The organism is Lachnoanaerobaculum orale (assembly GCF_003862485.1).
Lineage (GTDB): Bacteria > Bacillota > Clostridia > Lachnospirales > Lachnospiraceae > Lachnoanaerobaculum > Lachnoanaerobaculum orale.
Genome location: NZ_RRCM01000001.1, coordinates 624331 through 645930, shown reverse-complemented (window position 1 = coordinate 645930; position 21600 = coordinate 624331). Strand labels below are relative to the sequence as shown.

General features: G+C 35.7%; 23 protein-coding genes and 1 pseudogene. 1 reads left to right on the top strand and 23 read right to left on the bottom strand.

The window, feature by feature from the left end; all coding sequences use genetic code 11:
• Window positions 1–6: 6 nt before the first annotated feature.
• Window positions 7–822: a hypothetical protein gene (locus EHW90_RS03175; protein WP_060930440.1), complete on the bottom strand. Its 816-nt coding sequence runs from the start codon at window positions 820–822 to the stop codon at window positions 7–9.
• 53 nt (window positions 823–875) lie between these two features.
• A complete protein-coding gene (locus EHW90_RS03170; RefSeq protein ID WP_124952626.1) occupies window positions 876–1760 on the bottom strand; it encodes an acetamidase/formamidase family protein in 885 nt (294 codons plus the stop codon).
• Between the two features lie 295 nt (window positions 1761–2055).
• Here EHW90_RS03170 and EHW90_RS03165 point away from each other — a divergent pair, with 295 nt between their 5' ends.
• The gene (locus EHW90_RS03165; RefSeq protein ID WP_124951186.1) at window positions 2056–3189 is read left to right on the top strand and encodes a low temperature requirement protein A; all 1134 of its coding nucleotides are present in this window, start codon (window positions 2056–2058) and stop codon (window positions 3187–3189) included.
• Between the two features lie 32 nt (window positions 3190–3221).
• Here the strand turns inward: EHW90_RS03165 and tnpA are convergent.
• The 21 genes and pseudogenes from tnpA to EHW90_RS03055 form a co-directional block, all read right to left on the bottom strand.
• Window positions 3222–3410 (bottom strand): annotated as a pseudogene (tnpA, locus tag EHW90_RS03160) (IS200/IS605 family transposase); the annotation flags it as partial.
• Window positions 3352–3567 carry a GntR family transcriptional regulator gene (locus EHW90_RS03155; RefSeq protein WP_279221899.1) on the bottom strand — a complete coding sequence of 72 codons (216 nt, stop codon included), beginning with the start codon at window positions 3565–3567 and terminating at the stop codon, window positions 3352–3354. The pseudogene tnpA and the gene EHW90_RS03155, both read right to left, overlap by 59 nt.
• Window positions 3568–3587: 20 nt before the next feature.
• On the bottom strand, window positions 3588–3806 hold the full coding sequence (locus tag EHW90_RS03150; RefSeq protein ID WP_124951184.1) for a DUF1648 domain-containing protein: 219 nt from the start codon (window positions 3804–3806) through the stop codon (window positions 3588–3590).
• Window positions 3807–3825: 19 nt separating this feature from the next.
• Window positions 3826–5382, bottom strand: a complete 1557-nt coding sequence (locus EHW90_RS03145) for a hypothetical protein (RefSeq protein WP_124951182.1) — start codon at window positions 5380–5382, stop codon at window positions 3826–3828.
• Window positions 5357–6085 carry an ABC transporter ATP-binding protein gene (locus tag EHW90_RS03140; RefSeq protein ID WP_124951180.1) on the bottom strand — a complete coding sequence of 243 codons (729 nt, stop codon included), beginning with the start codon at window positions 6083–6085 and terminating at the stop codon, window positions 5357–5359. Before EHW90_RS03140 ends, EHW90_RS03145 begins: the two co-directional genes overlap by 26 nt.
• 111 nt (window positions 6086–6196) lie before the next feature.
• On the bottom strand, window positions 6197–6772 hold the full coding sequence (locus EHW90_RS03135) for a TetR/AcrR family transcriptional regulator (protein ID WP_456298612.1): 576 nt from the start codon (window positions 6770–6772) through the stop codon (window positions 6197–6199).
• Window positions 6773–7200: 428 nt separating this feature from the next.
• The gene (locus EHW90_RS03130) at window positions 7201–8307 is read right to left on the bottom strand and encodes a Fic family protein (protein ID WP_124951178.1); all 1107 of its coding nucleotides are present in this window, start codon (window positions 8305–8307) and stop codon (window positions 7201–7203) included.
• A gap of 92 nt (window positions 8308–8399) precedes the next feature.
• Complete coding sequence (locus tag EHW90_RS03125; RefSeq protein WP_124951176.1) at window positions 8400–9050, bottom strand: hypothetical protein; 651 nt, start codon at window positions 9048–9050, stop codon at window positions 8400–8402.
• Between the two features lie 182 nt (window positions 9051–9232).
• Complete coding sequence (locus EHW90_RS03120) at window positions 9233–9814, bottom strand: GNAT family N-acetyltransferase (RefSeq protein ID WP_124951174.1); 582 nt, start codon at window positions 9812–9814, stop codon at window positions 9233–9235.
• A gap of 1 nt (window position 9815) precedes the next feature.
• Window positions 9816–10295 carry a hypothetical protein gene (locus EHW90_RS03115; RefSeq protein WP_124951172.1) on the bottom strand — a complete coding sequence of 160 codons (480 nt, stop codon included), beginning with the start codon at window positions 10293–10295 and terminating at the stop codon, window positions 9816–9818.
• A gap of 72 nt (window positions 10296–10367) precedes the next feature.
• Window positions 10368–10982 (bottom strand): class I SAM-dependent RNA methyltransferase, encoded by a 615-nt coding sequence (locus EHW90_RS13425; RefSeq protein WP_243113897.1) that lies wholly within the window; start codon window positions 10980–10982, stop codon window positions 10368–10370.
• A gap of 164 nt (window positions 10983–11146) precedes the next feature.
• Window positions 11147–12187: an ACR3 family arsenite efflux transporter gene (arsB, locus tag EHW90_RS03105; protein WP_124951170.1), complete on the bottom strand. Its 1041-nt coding sequence runs from the start codon at window positions 12185–12187 to the stop codon at window positions 11147–11149.
• 91 nt (window positions 12188–12278) lie between these two features.
• Complete coding sequence (arsA, locus tag EHW90_RS03095) at window positions 12279–14009, bottom strand: arsenical pump-driving ATPase (protein WP_124951168.1); 1731 nt, start codon at window positions 14007–14009, stop codon at window positions 12279–12281.
• 9 nt (window positions 14010–14018) lie between these two features.
• Window positions 14019–14441, bottom strand: a complete 423-nt coding sequence (arsD, locus tag EHW90_RS03090) for an arsenite efflux transporter metallochaperone ArsD (RefSeq protein ID WP_124951166.1) — start codon at window positions 14439–14441, stop codon at window positions 14019–14021.
• A gap of 98 nt (window positions 14442–14539) precedes the next feature.
• Window positions 14540–14821: an ArsR/SmtB family transcription factor gene (locus EHW90_RS03085; RefSeq protein ID WP_124951165.1), complete on the bottom strand. Its 282-nt coding sequence runs from the start codon at window positions 14819–14821 to the stop codon at window positions 14540–14542.
• Between the two features lie 269 nt (window positions 14822–15090).
• Entirely contained in the window at window positions 15091–16518 is a 1428-nt protein-coding gene (locus EHW90_RS03080) for a class I SAM-dependent RNA methyltransferase (RefSeq protein WP_124951163.1), read from the bottom strand.
• 79 nt (window positions 16519–16597) lie between these two features.
• The gene (locus tag EHW90_RS03075) at window positions 16598–16864 is read right to left on the bottom strand and encodes a DUF4366 domain-containing protein (RefSeq protein ID WP_040458151.1); all 267 of its coding nucleotides are present in this window, start codon (window positions 16862–16864) and stop codon (window positions 16598–16600) included.
• A gap of 76 nt (window positions 16865–16940) precedes the next feature.
• Complete coding sequence (locus EHW90_RS03070) at window positions 16941–19142, bottom strand: ATP-dependent helicase (protein ID WP_124951161.1); 2202 nt, start codon at window positions 19140–19142, stop codon at window positions 16941–16943.
• A gap of 60 nt (window positions 19143–19202) precedes the next feature.
• Window positions 19203–20096, bottom strand: a complete 894-nt coding sequence (locus EHW90_RS03065; protein WP_124951159.1) for a TIGR01212 family radical SAM protein — start codon at window positions 20094–20096, stop codon at window positions 19203–19205.
• Window positions 20097–20269: 173 nt separating this feature from the next.
• Complete coding sequence (locus EHW90_RS03060) at window positions 20270–20725, bottom strand: DIP1984 family protein (protein WP_124951157.1); 456 nt, start codon at window positions 20723–20725, stop codon at window positions 20270–20272.
• 1 nt (window position 20726) lies between these two features.
• Complete coding sequence (locus EHW90_RS03055) at window positions 20727–21596, bottom strand: DMT family transporter (RefSeq protein ID WP_124951155.1); 870 nt, start codon at window positions 21594–21596, stop codon at window positions 20727–20729.
• Window positions 21597–21600 lie beyond the last annotated feature (4 nt).

Below are 21600 nucleotides of genomic sequence, written 5' to 3'. Positions count from 1 at the left end.
AAGATATTATTCATGGCCTGATAACATATCATCTTCTATAAGCTCCTTGGTATCCATTATTCTAAAACACCAAATACTCGGATCATTGGTAATATCATCAAAGAAATCTTCCAGAGTGCCTGCAGGTGCCAGAACACCAAAAACATACGGCTTTAATTTTACATTCCCGATTTTCTTTAAATGAGGCAATAATTCTCCCAAATCCTTATGATTAAACCATCTGTCTGTTTCAAGTGCAATTTCAGTATTCATTTTTTTATAGGCGATTTGACTGCTCAAAAAATCATCCATTGTAGGCTCAGACTTTTGCAAGTTTCTTGTACATGCCAAATGATACTCTATCTTTCTCGGTCTTACATCCAGGTCTGAGACAAAACACATTCCATATTCATTCTCAAATCTTATCGATATAACATCTCCAAGCTCAAAATAAGGCTTCCTTACTTTTACAGGCTTATATTTTTTAACAGGCCTTTGATTCTCACTTTGCAGTTGGTCAGCCAGCTTATCAAGTGCTTTTTGTCTTTTTTTCATAGCCTTTTCATCTATTTCGTTCCAAAGCTCGCTTGCACCCTTTGATATAATATTTAAGGCTTTATTTTTTATATTCTCATCCGGACTTCCTATCTTCCAAAGTGCATAGGCAAAGCTTGTCCAATATATTTCCGTATGTAGCTCGTCGGTACAAAAATTGCTCTCTTCATTCAGCCAATCTTTTTTGATAATATCTACATCTGTGCCGTCTTTATAGCGCTCCACAATATCATTATAAATATCATAGGCATCGTCACTGTCTATTATCTTTACTCCATCTATTGCCATAGTTTTCCTCACAAACTGTCTAAAGCGATAACCGCAGTTCTTATAATATTTATCTAAAACAACTTGCTTAATATAGTTTTCGGTATGCACATCATTACCGTACGCTCCGGGTCCACCACCTGACAAAATCTCAAGTCTCCGACCGCACTGATTAACATACCTGCATCATTAAATGAAAGCCCCAGCTTCTTTTGCATTATCTCATTTGTGATTCTTACCGCATGAAATACTGCTTTTTCAATCTCTTCGTGAGAATAAATTACACCACAGATATCATCGTTTTCAAGCATCGGTGTCTCAATACTTACACCCTTTATTACAGAAAGTCTTACTGTTACATCAGCTGAAATTTCTACACCGCTGACCATTATTTCTCCATCTCCCATAGCCGCATGTACATCTCCTAAAGAAAAAACTGCTCCGTCATGAAATACCGGAAAATAAAGAGTCGCACCTTTTGTTATTCTCTTATTATCCATATTTCCACCATGATTTCCCGGTGTACCGCAATTTATAGCTCCGCTCTTTGGTGCTACACCAATTACTCCAATCATAGGATTTACATCAAATACAATATTTTCATTAAAGTAAACCTTGTTATCTTCCACCTTCAAGCGCTTTACAGACTCTTCTTTTACCAAAGAACCCAATACACCGTTATCAGGGAGCGCGCACATCACACCTTGGTTTTTGAGTTTAATGTCAAGTATTTCAACTTTAAGCACATCCCCTGCAAGAGCATTTTTCACATAAACAGGTCCTGTAGCCGGATTGATACAATCCCAATTCAGGTTACCGATTGATGAACCCTCTTCACTTAACTGATTATCAAAACAATCATGTGTACGGAAAACCAGAGTTTCTCCATCCTCAACCTCTGCCACACATTTATTATTTCCATCAAATGCAAACACCATTTTGTTTTCTATTATTTTCATATCCAAATACAATCCGGTATTCTCCTGTATAGAATATTGGATCCTCTCCTTTCTGCAAAACCTGTTTTAGTATTATTTCCGTCTTTTCATCATTCTATAATAAATGTAGCTCTTACTCAAGTATAATTGTTTATACTCTATATCTTTTTTATCTAATAAAAGGCGACTACCTGATTCACCTTTTTCTGCATATAACTTATTAAATTCAATGCTAAAAAGGTTTTTTCTTGACTTTTATTTTTGACTATAATACACTTATTACGTTCGGATTATATTGAAATTTAAGGAGAAAATCATGACTTCAATTACACATAAACGTGTTGAATATACTGAGTTATTTTATGACTTGGTCTTTGTATACGCTATTTCTAAAGCAACAGCATTAATACATCATTTAGATAATGGCATGGTGACCTTTGAATCCATGCTCACATTTTTATTAACTCTCATTATCCTACTCAACAATTGGTTGATTCAAACCGGATTTACAAATCGTCACGGAAAGAATTCCCTTCTTAATATGTTTGTAAGTTTCTTAAATATGGGAATCCTACTTTTCATTTCTAATCTGATTACACAGGAGTGGGAACTTGCTTTCCAAAAGTTCTGCTTAGCACTAGGAACACTGAGCCTAACTTTATTCGTTCAGTATTTGATCGAATATATGAAAAAAAGCACTTCATGCGGATCATTAAGAACAGTACGCGGATTATTGTGGTTAACAGGTCTTAGAGCAGTCTCTGTCTATACAGCATCTTTTCTGCCTCTTAAGTTTGGTGTTCCCATTTTCTTGGCAGGTTTTTTATCTACTTTTGCTATGCCAATATTTATGGAAATGAGAGGAGAAAAGTTCATATCAAATCTACCTCATTTGATTGAAAGGCTATCGCTTCTTGTTATTATAACCTTCGGAGAGATGGTTATGGGACTTGCCCAGTTCTTCACTACCGAAAATTTTTCAATTAACTCAGTTCTTCTCTTTATTATTATGGCTTCGCTATTCCTCTTCTATTTTGGCGAATTCGACCATGCTATTGACGAGGCAACTGATGCCAATATATCATTCCTAATATATAGCCACATACCTATCATTGTTGGTCTGATTGTAATAACTGTATCTATGAGTTTTCTCGTTTTGCCAAGCGTAAATCACCTCTTTGCTGCATCATTCTTCTATTTTGGAATTGCAATTTTTCAGGGAGCTACTCTTGCAAACAGCAAATATAATATAGAGGATTTTAAGTTTCCAAAACGTTACTATGCATTTCAAATAGTGCTATATCTTTGCGGCCTGATTCTAAGTCTATTATTATCAAAGAATCCTGACGCAGTCATCTTGATTACTAGTATTATGAGCGTTTGTCAAACAGGAATCTTTATTGTGTACTTCGTAAAGAAAAAACCAGATTATAACTTATTACAATTATGACCACCGGCTCAGCCGGTGGTTTGTACTACCCCAATCATCAATGAGCTTTTCCCTTTGAGATAACCAACAATTTGGGACACACTGTATTTTGGTGGTATCTCTACAAGCATATGTATATGATCAGGACAACATTCTGCTTCGATTATATGTATTCCTTTTCTTTCACAAATGAGTCTTAATATTTTTCCTATGTCGACTCTTATCTTTCCAAAAATTAGTTTTATGTCTAACTTTTGGGGTGCACTTCATTTTTAAGAACTTTTTTTGAACCGTTGCAGGATTACATCCCTCCCTCTGTGCTAAATCCATTATAGGTGGCATCCGTTGTCCCGGAACATAGTCTCCTCTTAAAATAGTCGCTCTTAACACTGATGCAATTTGTAAATATGGATATATTTTTATTCGTTTTTACTTTTCCGCCCTCGTAAAAATTTCCAATATGCAGAGTATGGAATAACTGTAGCGAACAGAAGATAATATTTTTTAGCAAATATATCAGGGGTTCCTTTTACATTGAAATGAACAGGAATTTTCTCCGGAAGAAATATGCAAACAATAAATATTACAAATATTATCCCTATCAACACCAATACATCTTTTAAAAATCTTTTTTTCATAGAACATTTCCTCCTTAAACTAAAAATTTAATCTACAAGTTTTTATATAAACGCCACCCGCAATAACGAGCAAAATAAGTGCTACTCCCAATAATGTAGGTACTATAGGAAAATGCAAAAACCAATGTAAAAGAATTGGTATAACTAATACAGTCATTCCAATAATTGAAGACACAATTACAGGCATACTCTGTTTTACTATCATCATCTCACTTTCCCATTCAAAGTTAGGGAATTTTTTATTCAAAGAAATTCCAATCACTGTTATAAAAATGGAATAACAAATAGGGACAATTATTAAGCTGACAGTTTGAATAATATCCATATCAAGCTTTACCAAAACTATAAACACAGAAATAATATATCCGATTAAATGAAGCGTAAGATTTACTGCAATCTTAGAATTCAAAATCGTTTTTACTCGAATAGGAGAACTTTGCAAAATCCAAACATTTTTACCTTCTAAAGATATAGAAAACGCTGCCGGACAACTAAGTACAAACATTGAAGCAATACATATTGGAGCAAAATTTGAAAGATATTCATTAATATTTTCGATTCCCGAATATTCCCCTATTTGTTGTAAAGAGTTAAACAGGAAAAATATACTGAAAACACATAAACATATTACACCAAAACCTGCATTCAACACTGCCATATATGAGTTTAGAAATAGTCCCATTTCCTTTTTATATAGGGCAAAAAATACCGATGTTCTACTATTAGAATTTTTGTTGTCGGAATATCTTGTTGTTGTTTTAGCAAGAGTATTAAGTAATCCATACTTCAATGAAACCATTTTGGCAAATATATAAAAAAATACTATTGAGAGAACAATAAATAACCCTACTCCAATGTGCATTGGAAAATTATAGTATTCCATAAATAGCTTAGATAGTGGGTACAATCCTGTAATTTGCTTAGAAAGCATAATCCCGATACTATTTTCATTACCTGATTTCATGGCTGACACTGCAATATATCCAATTATCCCTATCATTGCAAATGAAAAGATTAAAGCAATAACATTTTTTCTCTTAAAGAAAGATGAAGCAACAACTATAATGATTCCCATACATGCTGCTATACACATCGGTATCAACGGAACAAAAATCATTGAGGTAAAATACAATATAATCTGTAATACATTTAAACTTCCGTTTAACACCCAAACAATTCCTCCCGGAAGCATAAACATCAATCCTATTAAAAAATTCAATAAATACATAAACATAAACTTGCTGCATATAATATCCGAACTTTTTACAGGCAACGACAAAAGATTTTCCATATCACGACTGCCAAATAAAATCCCATTCGAATAAAATATTGTCAAAAATAATATTGCAAAGCTTGATACCGACACCATATATGCCGGTATCAATTCCTGCTGTCCCACTTGTACCAATGTTTTAGCTGTTATGATATTATAAACAAAGAAAAATATGGCAAGAGTTATTATTCCAAAACTTGTAATAACAATTGAACTTTGTTTTTTATTTCCCGGCTCTTTCATTTCGTTGATCGGAAAGAAATTCATCAATTGTACTCTAATTAGTATCCAAATTTTGCTCATTATCCTGCACCTCCATGAAAAAAGTTTCCAAAGATTCATTGCCTTTGACTTCTTCTGTATTTCCGCTCGCAATTAACTTTCCATTTTTTATAATTGCAATTTTATTACATAATTTTTCTGCAACATCCAATACATGTGTTGAAAAGAAAATAGCTCCTCCATCTGATACGCATTCGTGCATTATTTTCTTTAGTAGAAAAGTTGCTTTCGGATCAAGTCCAACAAAAGGTTCATCTAAAATTAGTAACTTTGGAGAATGCACCAGTGCAGAAATAATCGCCGTTCTTTGCTTCATGCCATGTGAATACGAAGATATCATTCCCGAAAGATGTTTAGTCATTTCAAATAAATCGCCGTATCTCTGAATTCTTTCTCTGCGTATCTCAGTAGAAACTTCAAATAAATCTGCAATAAAATTGATATACTGAAATCCTGTCAGATGTTCATATAAATCCGGATTATCCGGAATATACGCCATCATTTTTTTACAAATAACAGGCTCCTCTTTAATGGAATGCCCATCAATCGTTATACTTCCATTCTCAAAATCATGAATTCCAACTACTGCCTTTATCGTTGTAGTTTTCCCGGCTCCATTTGCACCAATGAATCCATAAATATCTCCGGGCTGTACTGAAATTGATAAATTTTCAACAACTTTTTTATTCCCATAGAATTTACTGAAATTCTTTATCTCTAACATAATTTTTACCTCCATTGACATTTTGTCAGTTATTCTTTGAAATAATACCGATAGCTTGCGTAGCAGTAGCTATCGGCATATTATTCTCCTTGCAAACATTCTTTTCTATTTTTAAGTACTAAAGATTTTTTTCGTATTTAAGCTTTGTTCAAGTATTATCTTAAATGCGTTTAAATAGTCACTAATAGGTTCTTTTTTCGAATCTCTTATACTTATGTTATTTGAAACAAAAACATAAGCTGTCATAAGAAATTCTGCTGTTTCTAATGGATATTTTACAGAAAAAACTTTTTCTGCTATTCCTTGACTTATAATTTTTTCAAAATATATTGTAAGTTTCTCAACAAGCTTATGGGATAACTTATCTAGCATATATTGATTTTCTTCAAGATCAACTGTCTTTTGTAGCACTGTACCCTCTGCTGAAACATTTTCCGAAGATATAATTGTGACATCTATAAATGATCTGATTTTTTCTATGGCAGTTTTATCTTCATCATAAACAATACTATAAATATCTTTCAGTAGTCTATCTGAATATTGTTCTACAAGACAATATAAGATATCCTCTTTATTCTTAAAATGATAATATAACAACCCTCTTGATATATTTACTTTATCAACTATATCCTGTGTTGTTGTATTGGTATATCCTTTCTCCATAAAGAGTATCATTGCAGCATCCATAATCTCTGCACGTCGTATTTCAGGTTCTTTTACATCTCTAATTTTATACCTCCTATTTAAAGGGTATCACCCAACTGACAATTTGTCAATTATTTTTCTCATTTCTCTTGAATTTTATGGTATAATATATTTACAATTTTAGAGAAATGCTTAATGCTTGCTTGACTTTTGTAGCAAGCACAGTAAGTGTACGGACAGTTACAAAAAAATTGATGGGGATGTAATTATTCTGTATATACAGACAATATGAAAAATGGTACTCTATAGCAACCGAATTCTCCATAAGGTATTCTTTATCTTCAAAAGACATGTTCTTTAGGCAATCCTCTGACACCTCATTTATAAACTCTATTTTATTTTTACAACTAACTTTTTTCTTCATATAAAGCTCTTATATATCTATTATATTCTATTCGTAACACCGGCTATTAACCAAGTTTTAGCAAATCAATAATTCTGTCTTTATTATCTTTTGTAAATACGGTCAATTCGTAAGATCTAACACGTGTATTCACAAGTATAGGAGCAACAAAACCATTCTTCGCCAATACTGAAAGCCTATTTATTACCGTCTTATTTGTTACTCCTATTTCTTTACTTATCTCTATCGGCGTAAACTCCTGTTTTGATTTATTTATTAATAAACTTAGGAGTTCTTTTTCTTTTGTTTTTAGATATGAAAGACTGCCTTCCAATTCATCTTTACCGGAACTCAAAGACAATTCTTTTACCTTACCGGAGTACAGTTGCATCATTCTAAGGAAATAACATATCCAAATTTCCGGGTGTGGTGGATTATCTCTTCCCAAGTAATATAATGCCGGTAACCCCATTTGTATAGACTCATAATATTCATTAACGTCATATGCAAAATACTCTTCTAAAGACCCTATGCCGTTAAAACCATATCCATTGATGTCCAGTATGTATCCCGACATCAATCTTGCCGTTCTTCCGTTACCGTCCTCAAACGGATGAATTGTAACAAGCTGATAATGAACTACTGCCGCTACAATGAGCGGATGGTCATCTGTGGTATTGACATATTCAACCAATTCATCTAACAATACCGGTATATCTGTGTATTCAGGCGGTATATAATCCGGATTCCCTGTTTGTGTATCATAGACTGCAAACAAGACTCCCGGAGGCATCGGTCCTCTAAGTCCCAACTTTTCTTTTGACGCTCCTTTTTCAACCAGTTTCTGAACATCAAGAATAAGTTTTTTACTAAATTTGGTTTCCTTTTTTCTCTCCTTCTCAAGATAATTTAAAGCTAAAAAATAATTACGTACCTCTTGCTCCGGTCTTAGAAAATGTCGCCTTTCATCTGAATCAATCACTTCATCCACCTGCTTTTCAGACAAAGGATTACCTTCAATTTTATTAGATGCATATGAACTCTTTTTCTTTGAATTTTTTCTAAGTTTGCTTGCAACTGAGTTAGGTATCTTTACATCATGAACCTGATATCTGTTTTTATCTATCTCTGTTATATATTTTAATATTTCATTTGAAAGACTGACCTTAATCATTAAACACTTCCTCCATGATTTATTATAATATTTACACTATTTTTTCACTATTTTACATTATCCCATTGCATAAAATTAAAAATACACTCTACTTAGCAGTTTCCTACTACATCTTCAACACGATAACATGAGCTGTCTTTTTTGCGAGCCTTTTCAATCTCAAATTTCAATATTTGATTCAAAAATTCTTCATTAAATTCTACAGTTTCATACATACTGATCATTTTTTCAAATTGACCGGCTCTCCTCATTAAGTCTGCTCTTGTCAATTTCAGGCTGTGTTCGTTTTCATATCCTTTATCTAACAACCTTGTTGCAAGTTCTATAGCGAGCTCTCTACAATGCTTTGCATTTACTATATCTGCATCATCATCACATGACCATGCGGCATGTAGTACTGCAAAAAATGCATCTTCTATATTTTTATTAAACATATTTATCAAATAATATTTATAAAACTCTTTTGAAATCTCCGATACAAATGGTATTCCTTCACAATTACGATATTTATCAGAATTAAGCCATTCTCTATCCACTCTGCTTAAATCTGAAACATCTTCTGAAACATATCCACATCCAGGGCATTCCTGCAACCACACATTCATAGTGCTTCGCATCATTTCAGCAGGCCTCAAATCCAGATCAGGTCCACCACCAAGATTATTGGTACTTGCCAAAGCCATATATTCACTTACTGTACCACAAACCGAACATTTACGCATAACGTTAACTATTCTTGACATATTATCTCCTCCATTCTCGCTTCCCTACGGTCGCGACAGTAGAACTACACACTCGCCGCACAGCTCCTTCAGTTTCTGATCACGAAGCAGTTCATACAGATATTTACCTGCTCTCCAGTCACTCTTATTTATTTCGGAAAGCCAGTGATTTTGGTCATCACTGGCATAAAAATCAATGATTTTCATGCCAAATTCTCGTTTCGTCCTTCATCCCTTAAAGATAGAACCATAAGTATGTCATCGCTATAAGTCCCATCATCATATTTATTTGCATTCGGTACACGACCGCACTCTTTGAATCCCAGGCTTTCATAAAGATGATAAGCTCTGTCATTCCCTTCTACCACAGTCAACTCAGCCTGTTCATACCTCTGCTCCTTTATTTTTCGGAGTAAGATTTCCAACAACAGTCTTCCCAACCCAAAGCCTGTGTATTTCTGAAATAATGCAATCCCTATCCCGGCACGGTGTTTTTCTCTACGGCTGCTTGTTTTCCCTTCAAAGGAACAGTTTCCCGCATACTCTCCATCTACAAACACGAGTATCAACAAGCCATTTTCTGATTCATTGTGTTCCTTGATGAAACTAAGCTCCCCTTCAGTAGTGTACTTAACCTCATCCGACTCACACATCAAAAATCTCGTTTCTCCGGTAACAGTTTTCAGATAGTCGATCAGCATATTGGCATCATCAGCATTTTCGTTTGCGCTGCGAAGCAATATTTCTTTTCCATCCAATTCGTATTTTTCTTCCCGTAATATCATATTATTCTACCTCCACGACATTAAACGAAAGCACCGTTTCTTCTTCATTCAGATGATGGACTTCCGGTTTGAATGGTGCTGCCACGATATTCCATAGCTTTTTCGCACCGCTATTTTTCTCGTTATACTTAATCTCCCATTCCCCCGGACGTCTTGCCAGAATCATTTTCGCTGCATCATAGGCAAAATGTTTCCTCCGGAATGATGGGAATATCGTAAACTCTGCCATTGTATAATCCGGATTCCGGCCTATATTTGAATACGGGCAAAACATCGAAAACCCTACCAGCACATTATCATTGTAAATGAAATACGCCGCCCGCCTCGGGTCTAAAAAATAGTCATCAAAATGACCATAATGATAATTGCCGTTTTCATCCATAGGATCATGATAATACAATGTCATCTCATACAGATATTTCTGATTAATGTTCCAAAGCAAGTCTCGATTCTTAGCCTGAACGGTCTGTAACTCTATCATTTTTCTATCCTCCGCATCTTTTGCTCGAAAATATGGACTTATTCTCCTAAGACATATTGTTCCGGCAACATATCACGGTTTAATCATCTGAAACGCCTTAAATGCCTCGATAATTGCTTCCTCCTTTTCCTCAGGCGTTTCTGGCGACCGGCTTTCCTCACTCTTCGGCAGGTTATAATTCTGCCGCTCTATAATCCCGCATTTCCGCTTGGTCTTTGCAATATTCAAATGACTAACATGAAATCCGTACTTTTCCTGCACCCAATCCTGAATCTCGTGGTAAGTAGCCTTGCTTTCCGCTGCCGTCACATCCATCTCATCCATATCGACCTTCACACTGATATGATTCTTTGCCTCAAAAAGTTTGGACAAAAGACATACCGCCTCACAATTAACTGTGTTTGTGAACATGTCTACTCCCACACATTTTTCCATTCTGTAGCCTGCGGCTTCCATTACCTTAAGGTCTCGCACAAATGACGTAGGCTTACAGGATATGTACACTATTTTCTCTGCACCGGATTCAAGTATCTTCGGCAATGCTTTCAGATATATTCCGTCTCTTGGCGGATCGAGTATTATAATATCAGGATTAAAACCTAATGTATCCACAACCTTTAAGTGTAGATTTTCCAAATCCGTTCTCTCCAACAAAAATTGTGACCGGTTTAGCCATCCATTATCCATTTATACCCTACCTCCACATTTTCCCCAAAAATAAAACTCGATACTTATACTTATCTACAACTTCTAACTTATCTCTCTTCTGTCTTGGAACAGATTTACCTATAGTGCCCTGCCCAATCATGAGAAATATGTGTAGACTATGACGTTTATGATTCAGGTCCTATTCAACGATTAAATTTATTTTCCATAGAATTGGCAAACTTTACCAAGGCTAACATAACAGGAACCTCAACCAGAACACCTACTACAGTTGTTAGCGTAGCTCCTGATAATAACCCAAATAAAGATATAGAAACTGCAACGGACAGCTCAAAAAAGTTAGATGCACCAATCATACCACAGGGAGCTGCAATTGAAAATGGCAGCTTTGCTAAATATGCCATGAAAAATGTTATTACAAATATAAACAAAGTTTGAATGATCAAAGGAATTGCAATAAGGATAATATTTAGTGGCTGATCCAATATCTTCTGTCCTTGAAATGAAAATATTATAATCAACGTCAACAATAATCCCATCATAGTGTATTTATCAAATGCAGGGATAAAGGTTTTATTCAGGTAGTCCTCCCCTTTATTTTTAATGATTATACTTCTAGTTACCATGCTTAAAACAAGAGGAACAACAATAAATAATACAATGGACAATAAAAGTGTTCCCCATGGAATATTTATATTTCCAACCTTTAATAAGAAGCTCACAATCGGTATATATGCAATCAAAATAATTAAGTCGTTACTAGCTACCTGTACTAAGGTATAAGCACTATCACCTCTTGTTAACTTGCTCCATACAAATACCATTGCGGTACATGGTGCAGCTCCGAGTAAAACCGCCCCGGCTAAATATTCTGATGCCAATTCCTTATGAATAAATCCTTTATAAATAATAAAGAAAAATAAGGAAGAGATTAAATACATGCTGAGTGGCTTAATGATCCAATTCACAAACCATGTAATAAATAGACCTTTAGGATTTTTTCCTATATCTTTGATACTCCTAAAATCAATTTTCAACATCATTGGATAAATCATTATCCAAAGTAAAATTGTTGTTGGTATAGACACGTTATAGAACTCAAATTTTCCTAACCATTCCGGAATAGAAGGAAAATATTTCCCAATAAATATGCCTATTACCATACAAATTAACACCCAAAAAGTCAGGTTTTTCTCAAAAAAACCAATTCCATTCATTTTCTTCATTCCTAAATCACCTCAACTTTCTCAATTATTTTATGAACCTTACTTTCCATCTCCTTAATGGTTTGTATAAACTCTTCATCATTTTTTCTTCTTATATCTGATAAAGTTTATCACCACAAAGGTCTTCTTTTGTCCATTCAATAACGGCTAGCTTTCCTGAGGTATGATCTAAGATTTTGTTAATCCACTTAACTTCTTCATTCGCTTTAGCAGATAACATCTTGTTACCGGGATTTGCTTTATACAAGGAAGAATTAACAATCCACCAATTGGTATGAATGGATGCCCTTGTTAGATCTTCTTCTAATCGAGATGCCTCATAAAACGGGGTAGCCTCCGCCAAGCTAACGATTAATACTTCTGTTTCCTCTCCCCTTAATCTGGGTAACAAGTTTTTTACAGATTCAGGTATCTGTCCTTGTGTTCTTTGAACTTCTTGATGATAACTTAAAGTTGAGTCTAACAACAACAAGGTATGACCTGTAGGAGCAGTATCAATCACCACTATCTCATCGTCTGCTTTTTCCACGAGCTCTGCAAAAGCTCTAAATACAGCTATTTCCTGTGTACATGGTGATCTTAAATCTTCCTCAATGTAAGCTACATCATCCTCGCTCATTGTTTTTCTTGCATTTTCAAGTATTTCATCTTGATATTTTTTTAATTCTTCTTTTTCATCAATATGACTCATAGATATTCCACTTGAACTATCTATCATAAATTTGATATGGTCAGCGGGATCTGTTGTAGCCAGGTGTACCTTTTTACCAAGTTTGCTTAGCTTGAGGGCAACGGAAGATGCAATCGTAGTCTTTCCTACACCGCCCTTGCCCATAGTAAAAATTACTTTTCTATTGTTTTTTACAAGATCACTAACAACATTATCTAAGTTAAAGAGTTTGCCTTCTACTTCCACTTTTTGTTCATTTATTCGATCTTTCTTAAGGAGATTTCTTATAGATTCGATTCCGGTAATATTGTATGATCTCAAGGCAATTGTATAGGTATCAAACTCAGTCAACATATCCGGCATATTTTCAAGGGCTAACTTTTGTTTGTTAAATATACTTTCAGATAAGTCATCATCATAATTTTCTAAGATACCATTAATCACTAATATTTGATTTTTTATTCCAATCTCAGATAGCTCCTTTGATGCTCTGGCTACCTCATTAAGTGGTGTTTTATCAGGCCTTGTAACTAATACCAGAGTTGTTAAACTCTTATCTGATAAATTTTCAACCACCTTTTTATAGGTTTCTTTTTTAGCCTCTAATCCTGATAACTGTCCTAAACAGGATGCTCCATGGGTACTTTCGCTGATAAAATCAGTCCAAGCAGAAGGAAGCTGTAGCATTCTAAGGGTATGACCTGTAGGTGCTGTATCAAATATAATATGGTTATAGTCTGTATTGATCTTGGAATTTGTAATAAAATTAGAAAACTCATTAAAGGCAGCAATCTCTACTGTACAAGATCCGGATAGCTGTTCTTCCATACTCTCAATAACAGAATCAGGCAATTTACCCCTAAAAGGTGCTACAACACTTTCTTTATAGTTATGTGCCGCTTCCAATGGATCCAGATTGATTACTTCTAAATTATCTACTCCTTTAATTGGCTTTGCTTTACCGTCTAATTCTGTTTCAAAAACATCTTGAAGATTTGAAGCAGGGTCTGTACTAATCAGCAGTACTTTCTTTCCTTCATCTGCTAAAGCCACTGCTGTTGCACAAGCTGTAGATGTTTTACCTACACCTCCCTTGCCTATGAAAAATAGATATTTTGTTAATTTAATATCCGCAAGATTAAATTCCTTCATAATTCCCCCTTAGCAACAAGAGCTGTTATTTCCACAACACCCTTGATCCGGTTCTTCATCTTCACTACAGCAAAAATCATCACCTGAAGAACAACAGCCATTTTGCTTACTACTTTCAAGATAATCTTTAGAGATTTGTAAAAGTTCCATTATTTCTTCATTCTTTGGATATCTGCCCTCTATGACTATATCCTCGTCCACAAGAAATAATGGAAGACTATCGGTTCCATTTTTATCCAAAGCCTCTTTTACCTTGTTATTATTGACAAATGCCATTGGCTTACTTGATAAATTGTATCTTTCAATAGTGATACCATTTTTCTTCAAGTTGTTAATCACTGTTGAAATACGTACAAGCTCAGGATCCACATTAACTCCGCAAACACCTGTATCACAACACATGGCCGGTTCATAAATTGACATTCTTTTCATTTTTTTACACCCTTTCTTTAATTGGTTAAATTAGATTTCATCGATACATCAAGTTTTTTTGATATGAAGAGTATTTTTTTAGTTACCCTTAAGGGTAACTAATTTCTTGCAGTAGATTCTAAAAACATCTGTATTATTTTTTGTCTTCCTTGTTCAGATATAGTGTAGTAAACCCACTTACCTTCTTCTCTTGCTGTAACAATTCCTGACTCTATCAATATTTTCATATGGTATGACAAGCCTGATTGCGTTAAATCCAGTTTTTCCAGTAAAACACAGGCACACAGTTCTCCATTTTTCAATAAATCCAATATCTCTAGGCGAATCGCTACTGAAAAGGCTTTAAATATCTTTGCAGTTTTCACTAAATCTCTCTTCATGAAAGCCCCTCACATCATTTTTTTTTGATATGTTGATCGTATCACTAATTGTTCTCCTTGACAAGTCTTATTATCTGAGATATCAAAAATGTTTCCGGATAATCTTGGTATCTTTGACTTGTATCTACTTAGTTGATTTTTCTCACAAAAAATACGGCTTACTCAAAGCTACCGCCTCCGCAGTTCGCCGTTTCCGTTCTGTCTGCGTGCTTCGCACTTGACAATCACGGACGGCTATTGCATGGGTGGTTTGTAATGCTCTCGCTTCCCTACGGTCGCGACAGCATAACAACCGCCTCACAATTAACTGTGTTTGGAAACATGTCTACTCCCACACATTTTTCCATTCTGTAGCCTGCGGCTTCCATTATCTTAAGGTCTCGCACAAATGATGTAGGCTTACATGAAATATACACTATTTTCTTTGCACCGAATTCGAGTATCTTCGGCAATGCTTTCGGGTGTATTCCGTCTCTTGGAGGATCAAGTATAATGATATCCGGATTAAATCCTAGAGTATCCACAACCTTTAAGACATCACCGGCTATAAATTCACAGTTGTAAAGACCGTTTTTCTTTGCATTTTCTATAGCGGCCTCCACAGCCTCTTCAACGATTTCCACGCCGTAGACTTTCTCAGACTTCGGTGCCAAAAGCTGTGCAATGGTTCCTGTACCTGAATACAGGTCAAATACCGACTTACCTTCCGTATTTCCAAGATACTTTCCTGCAACATTGTATAACACTTCCGCTCCCTTGGAATTTGTCTGGAAGAATGAGAACGGAGTTATCTTAAAGTCAAGTCCGTTTAATCTCTCTGTGATATAGTCCTTACCGTAAAGCAAAGTGGTACCTTGATTTAACACGGCATCGGCATATGAATCATTCTTTGTATGCAAAATACCCCCGATACTGCCGTTTAAAATTCCCTTGTCGCACTCACTCTTTATATAATCCGCCCACTCTCTTATCAGCGCAATCTCGGCATCACCAAGTATGGATGCTTCTTTACGCACATTCGGGTCCTCTACAAATCCGAAGCTGCTTGTAGTTACAAGTGAAATAAGTATTTCACTATTGTACTCACTTCTTCTCACAAGTAAATGTCTTAAAAAACCGGTATGAGTATTTTTGTGAAAATAAGATATATTTCTCTCCTTAAAAAAGTTTAATGTAAGCTCAAGCAACTTTGTAAAATCACTGTCAACTATCTTACATCCGAATACATTTACTATATCATAGTGACTGCCTTTCTTGTGCATACCAAGTGCAAGGTCTCCGTCTTTTTTCTCATCACCGAATGAAAACTCCATTTTATTTCTGTATGCAAGATACTTCGGTGACGGAATAACTCCCTCCCACAAAAAATCATTGTCTGTAGCACCTTCCATAAGCGCTCGCAGCTGCTCATCCTTTAATTTAAGCTGATTTTCATAGCTTAATGTCTGATATGTACATCCTCCACAGGTTTCATAATGTATACAAGGGTTTTCATTGTCTTCAAGCCAAGACTTCTCCACCACATTTAAGACTCTGCCCTCAAGCTTACCCTTTCTCTTTTTTGTAACTGCAAACTCTACGGTCTGACCCAGGATACCCTTTTTTATAAGCACTTTTTCGCCTTCACAGTCTGCATATGCACTGTCGGGAAAATTACTTTCCACAATCTGTCCGCTTAAGATATCACCTTTTTTCATCATCACCTCACAAGATATTACAAATATTTATCCTCTTACAAAATATGGCGACCAAAAGGTCGCCATCCACATTTAAAAATTAATCTTCTTTTTCATCATCATCAAAGTCATAGTCAAAATCATCATCGAAGTCATCTTCGAAATCTTCAAGATAATCCGGTGTGAAGAACTTATATACCGCAAATGCAATACCTGCTACAGCGGCAATAGCACCGATAATAGCCAAAACCCATATAATGGTATTTTTCTTCTTCTCATCTTCTTCCTTCTTAGTCAACAGCCTGTTAAGTCTTGAAGCATTAACCAATTCTTCCATCTTGGAACTCAAATCATTAAATTTATCCATAACCATACCTCTCTTTAAAGATATATTTTCATATCAAGTCAGCCGTTAAGCTTAACCACTCAATTAAAGAATTTTATCATACTTTTTCCAACTTGGCAAATCCCGCATACATCTTTTTTATGCCGAATTTTTCAAAATTCACCTTTACTTCAAAATCCTTTTCTCCGTCCACTATTTCAAGCACCTTACCGATACCGAACTTTATATGCTTTACAGTATCTCCCACCTTGTAATCAAGGCTTTTTGGTCTTTCCACCTTAAACTGCTTTCCGAAATTCAAAGTGTTTTTGACATTATCAGGTTTAGACTTATTCTCCCAAGGCAGAGCTTCATCGTAAGAATAAGTCCTCTGCGTATACTTTTTTTCACTGTCAAGCACATGTTTATTAAGTAAATCCCTTGGAATTTCACTTACAAATCTTGAAAGCAGAGAGTACCTTGTCTCACCGTTTATCATTCTTTGCTTTGCTGAGGTTAAGATCAGGTTTTTCTTAGCCCTTGTAATACCTACATAGGCAAGTCTTCTCTCCTCCTCCAAGTCCTCTCTTGAGTTTGAACTCATAGCACTTGGAAAAAGCCCCTCTTCCATGCCTGCAAGGTATACAGTATCAAACTCAAGCCCTTTGGCACCGTGTAAAGTCATAAGAGTGATTCTGTCGGCATTTTCATCCATTCTGTCAATATCCGCAACCAAAGATACCTCTTCAAGGAAAAGTGAAAGCTCACCGTCCTCATAGTCAACCGACTTGTTTACAAGCTCTTCTATATTTTCTTTTCTGCTCTCTCCTTCGATTTCACCCTCATCATACAGACTCTGTATATAACCCGTTCTATCCAGGAGTTCTTCAATCATATTTGCAATATTTGCCTTTTGTGCCACCTTGTCTCTGAATTCTTCAATCATTGCAATAAAGCTCTTGATTTTATCCGCCGACTTACCTATTCCTATATTTTCACAGATAGTCATAGCATCATATAGGCTGATACCGTTTTCATTGGCATAATCAACCACTTTTGAAATGGTGGTCGCACCTATTCCTCTCTTGGGCACATTTATTATTCTAAGCAGTGCAATATCGTCGCTTCCGTTTGCAATTGTCTTAAGGTAGGCAAGTACATCCTTTATTTCTTTCCTTTGGTAGAAGTTCACACCTCCTACAAGCTGATAAGGCACTCCGAGTGCAACACATCTCTCCTCCAAAAGTCTGGACTGTGCATTGGTCCTGTAAAGTACGGCAAAATCTTTGAAATTGTCATTTGCCTTGGACCTTATATCCTTTATTATATAATCCGCTTCGGCATTGGCATTTGCAAACTGTTGCAGTTCTATATTGGCTCCTGTCTCTCCCTCTGTCCAAAGGCTCTTATCCTTTCTGCCTCTGTTATTTTTTATAACAGCATTTGCCGCGTCCAGAATATTGCCTGTAGATCTGTAATTTTGTTCAAGCTTAATAACCTTTACATCATCAAACTTGTCTTCAAAGCTTAGGATATTCTCAATATTTGCACCTCTGAACTTATAAATACTCTGGTCATCGTCACCTACCACACAGATATTTTTGTATTTCTGTGCCAAAAGGTATATAAGCCTGAACTGTGCCGTATTGGTATCCTGATACTCGTCTACCATAATATATCTGAATCTGTTTTGATAATAATCAAGTACATCGGGACAGTTCTCAAACAGCTCCACACTCCTGCAAATCAGATCGTCAAAATCCAGAGCATTATTCTTTTTTAAAGTGCTTTGATATATTTCATAAAGCTTCGCCACGCCCTTTTCATAGCTGTCTGTGGCTGACTTCATATACTCAACCGGTGAAATCAGCTCATTTTTACAATTTGATATGGCATTCAGTACCGCTCTTTCCTTATAAACCCTTGAGTTGATATCATTCTCCTTAAAGATTTTTTTCATAAGAGTTCTTTGGTCGTCACTGTCATATATAGTGAAGTTATTGTCAAAACCTATCTTATCTATAAATCTTCTAAGGAATCTTACACAGCTTGAGTGGAAAGTCATAACCCAAACAAAATTGCCGTCTTCTCCGATAAGATTGGTTATTCTCTCCTTCATCTCCTTGGCAGCCTTATTGGTAAAGGTTATCGCCATTATATTGTACGGATCTATATGCTTGTCATTTATCAAATATGCAATCCTATGCATAAGTACACCTGTTTTACCTGAACCCGCACCTGCCAAAAGCAAAAGCGGTCCTTCTGTAGTAAAAACAGCCTGCTTTTGTTTATCATTTAATTTATCATATATAGTAGACATAGTACCTCTAAAAACTTTTCTTTACTTCATTGTAGACCAAAACATATGTTCTTGCAAGCCTTATAAAAGTTCTTCTTTTATCTTCTTATTGATATAATTAAGCACCCTTTTCTTATCCGCACTCCACTGAGGCTCAATCAAGACTCTTTTATCTCCGTCACCTGTCATTCTGTGAACAACTGTGTCTTTTGGTAAGAGCTTCAGGCAATTTATAAGCACCCTTGTATACTCTTCAAGGCTCATTATCTTAAATGGATGCTTTTCATACTCGCTTGCAAGTCTTGTCCCTTTTAAAATATGAAGTCCGTGTATTTTAATGCCGTCTATATTCTTTTTACTTAAATACTTAACTGTTGCATACATATCCTCTTCACTCTCACCGGGTAAACCGAGAATCATATGAACTATTACTTCAAAATTCCTTTTCTTCAGCTCGGTATATGTCTTTTCAAATACATCAAGCGTATAACCTCTGTTAAAAGCCCTTGCCGTATTTTCATTTATTGTCTGTAGCCCCAGTTCAATCCAAACAGGTTTGATTTTATTTAATCTCTCAAGCGAATTTAACATCTCTTCACTGAAGCAATCTGGTCTTGTAGCAACGGAAAGTGCCACTACCTCATCCTTATTTATAGCTCGTTCAAACAAACCGATGAGTCTTTTAGTATCACCGTAGGTATTTGAAAATGATTGAAAATATGCGATATACTTTCTGTCGGCTGCATTTATCGAGTTTGGAAACTTTTTTGATATAAGCGCCTTGGCTCTTTCTATCTGCAAGTCCAAATCCATAACATCTATGGCAAACTCACCTGAACCCTTTTCAGAGCAAAAACTACAGCCACCCACCCCAACCTTTCCGTCACGGTTGGGATAGGTGGCTCCGCTGCTAAGTGCCAATCTGTACACTTTTGTTCCAAATTTTTCTTTACAATAATCTGATAATCTTTTCATAAATCCCTCTTCCCTCCCTCACACAAACAGTCAGTAATCGGTAATAACGGTTATCTATAATAATACATTTGTACACTGTCTGGGCATAACAATGATATTTGACCTGCCCAAGGTCGATATGTGTGCAAAGTGCAGTTTTTACTCGCCCTGAATATGCTACCGTCTAAAAAATATTATTCTATAAGTTCAGTAGTCCAGTTGGTTTCCTGAATTTTATTATCAATAAGTCTTATTTCTTTTGCAATAAGATCCGTCTCTTTTTGCCAAGCCTTTACATCTATTGCAGGCATTATCTTTATCTCGGTATTTCTCGCCCTGTTAGTATTACTGTTTCCTGTATATACGGTATCTCTATATGCACTTACCTTTACTGAAAGAGCATCCTTTCTTGCAAGCAATTGAGTAACAGACTTTCCGTCAATAAATGTCTCACAATTTGTTTTATTGATAGCCGCTATCAGATATGACAATCTTTCAATACAGGAATCCAGCTCTTTTTTCAAAGCCATAGGCTCTTCTGTCGGCTCTTCGCCTTCCTGAACCAGTACATTTCTTTCAAGTCTGTCTTTTAAATCGTCTATTTTAATATTCAGGTCCGCTCTCTCCTGTAATGCAACCGCTAATCTCATATTATTTTTTCTCCTTTATTTGAATAACTATTGATAAAAGTATAAAACATATACCTATAAAAATCCTTATATTCATATTCTCGCCAAGGAATATGACTCCAAGTAAAATACTGCTCACAGGCTCAATTGTACTAAGCAGAGCTGCAGTCTGCGCTCCGCACATAGGCGCACCCACCTGAAAAGCACAAAGTGCGGATGTGGAAATTACAGCAGCCATGAAAACACTTATTGCAACAGCTGTAGTATCCATCTCAAACCTTACCTTGCCGAGAACAACCATGATTATTGCTATTTCTACGGCTACCAAAAAAGAAAGCCATGCAGACATCTTAACTACAGGTATTCTTGAAGATTTTCCATGAGTCAACACTATAATATATATTGCATACCCCACACCTGAGGCAAGTGCCAAGACCATACCGAGAATATTTATATTTCCGTCAGGCTGATAAAATACTCCTATACCTATAGCGCAAAATATCAGACATAACAGTTTGATTTTACTTATTTTCTTTCTAAAAATCAATAACTCAAGTAATATAACCGCCGCCGGATATGAAAAATGCAGCGTAGATGCAAGTCCGGATGAAATATAGCTGTATGATACAAACAGCAATATGCACATAACGGTCTCAGGAACAGACAAAATCAGCACGGAAAGAAACTCATCTTTGCTAAGTTTCATACCTGTACCGATAAGCATAGAAATTATGGCAAATACAATTCCGCTTACAAAAAACCTAAGAACCAGCAGACTGTATGCATCTCCACCGTGAGCATATATTATCTTTGCAAAAAAAGGCTGCAGTCCGAAGAAAAATCCGGACAACAATAAATATATCTCGCCTCTTATACGAAACTTCTTTTCCATAAAC

Bases quoted from the DNA above. Each gene is read 5' to 3' on its own strand.
- arsB (WP_124951170.1), bottom strand. From the start codon at position 12,187: ATGAAGAAAATGAATGGAATTGGTTTTTTTGAGAAAAACCTGACTTTT.
- EHW90_RS03125 (WP_124951176.1), bottom strand. From the start codon at position 9,050: ATGTCAAGAATAGTTAACGTTATGCGTAAATGTTCGGTTTGTGGTACA.
- EHW90_RS03060 (WP_124951157.1), bottom strand. From the start codon at position 20,725: ATGAGATTAGCGGTTGCATTACAGGAGAGAGCGGACCTGAATATTAAA.
- EHW90_RS03165 (WP_124951186.1), top strand. From the start codon at position 2,056: ATGACTTCAATTACACATAAACGTGTTGAATATACTGAGTTATTTTAT.
- EHW90_RS03150 (WP_124951184.1), bottom strand. From the start codon at position 3,806: ATGAAAAAAAGATTTTTAAAAGATGTATTGGTGTTGATAGGGATAATA.
- EHW90_RS13425 (WP_243113897.1), bottom strand. From the start codon at position 10,982: ATGGATAATGGATGGCTAAACCGGTCACAATTTTTGTTGGAGAGAACG.
- EHW90_RS03140 (WP_124951180.1), bottom strand. From the start codon at position 6,085: ATGTTAGAGATAAAGAATTTCAGTAAATTCTATGGGAATAAAAAAGTT.
- EHW90_RS03080 (WP_124951163.1), bottom strand. From the start codon at position 16,518: ATGAAAAAAGGTGATATCTTAAGCGGACAGATTGTGGAAAGTAATTTT.
- arsA (WP_124951168.1), bottom strand. From the start codon at position 14,009: ATGAAGGAATTTAATCTTGCGGATATTAAATTAACAAAATATCTATTT.
- EHW90_RS03065 (WP_124951159.1), bottom strand. From the start codon at position 20,096: ATGAAAAGATTATCAGATTATTGTAAAGAAAAATTTGGAACAAAAGTG.
- EHW90_RS03145 (WP_124951182.1), bottom strand. From the start codon at position 5,382: ATGAGCAAAATTTGGATACTAATTAGAGTACAATTGATGAATTTCTTT.
- arsD (WP_124951166.1), bottom strand. From the start codon at position 14,441: ATGAAAAGAATGTCAATTTATGAACCGGCCATGTGTTGTGATACAGGT.
- EHW90_RS03085 (WP_124951165.1), bottom strand. From the start codon at position 14,821: ATGAAGAGAGATTTAGTGAAAACTGCAAAGATATTTAAAGCCTTTTCA.
- EHW90_RS03070 (WP_124951161.1), bottom strand. From the start codon at position 19,142: ATGTCTACTATATATGATAAATTAAATGATAAACAAAAGCAGGCTGTT.
- EHW90_RS03135 (WP_456298612.1), bottom strand. From the start codon at position 6,772: ATGGATGCTGCAATGATACTCTTTATGGAGAAAGGATATACCAATACA.
- EHW90_RS03055 (WP_124951155.1), bottom strand. From the start codon at position 21,596: ATGGAAAAGAAGTTTCGTATAAGAGGCGAGATATATTTATTGTTGTCC.
- EHW90_RS03175 (WP_060930440.1), bottom strand. From the start codon at position 822: ATGGCAATAGATGGAGTAAAGATAATAGACAGTGACGATGCCTATGAT.
- EHW90_RS03115 (WP_124951172.1), bottom strand. From the start codon at position 10,295: ATGATAGAGTTACAGACCGTTCAGGCTAAGAATCGAGACTTGCTTTGG.
- EHW90_RS03075 (WP_040458151.1), bottom strand. From the start codon at position 16,864: ATGGATAAATTTAATGATTTGAGTTCCAAGATGGAAGAATTGGTTAAT.
- EHW90_RS03170 (WP_124952626.1), bottom strand. From the start codon at position 1,760: ATGAAAATAATAGAAAACAAAATGGTGTTTGCATTTGATGGAAATAAT.
- EHW90_RS03120 (WP_124951174.1), bottom strand. From the start codon at position 9,814: ATGATATTACGGGAAGAAAAATACGAATTGGATGGAAAAGAAATATTG.
- EHW90_RS03130 (WP_124951178.1), bottom strand. From the start codon at position 8,307: ATGATTAAGGTCAGTCTTTCAAATGAAATATTAAAATATATAACAGAG.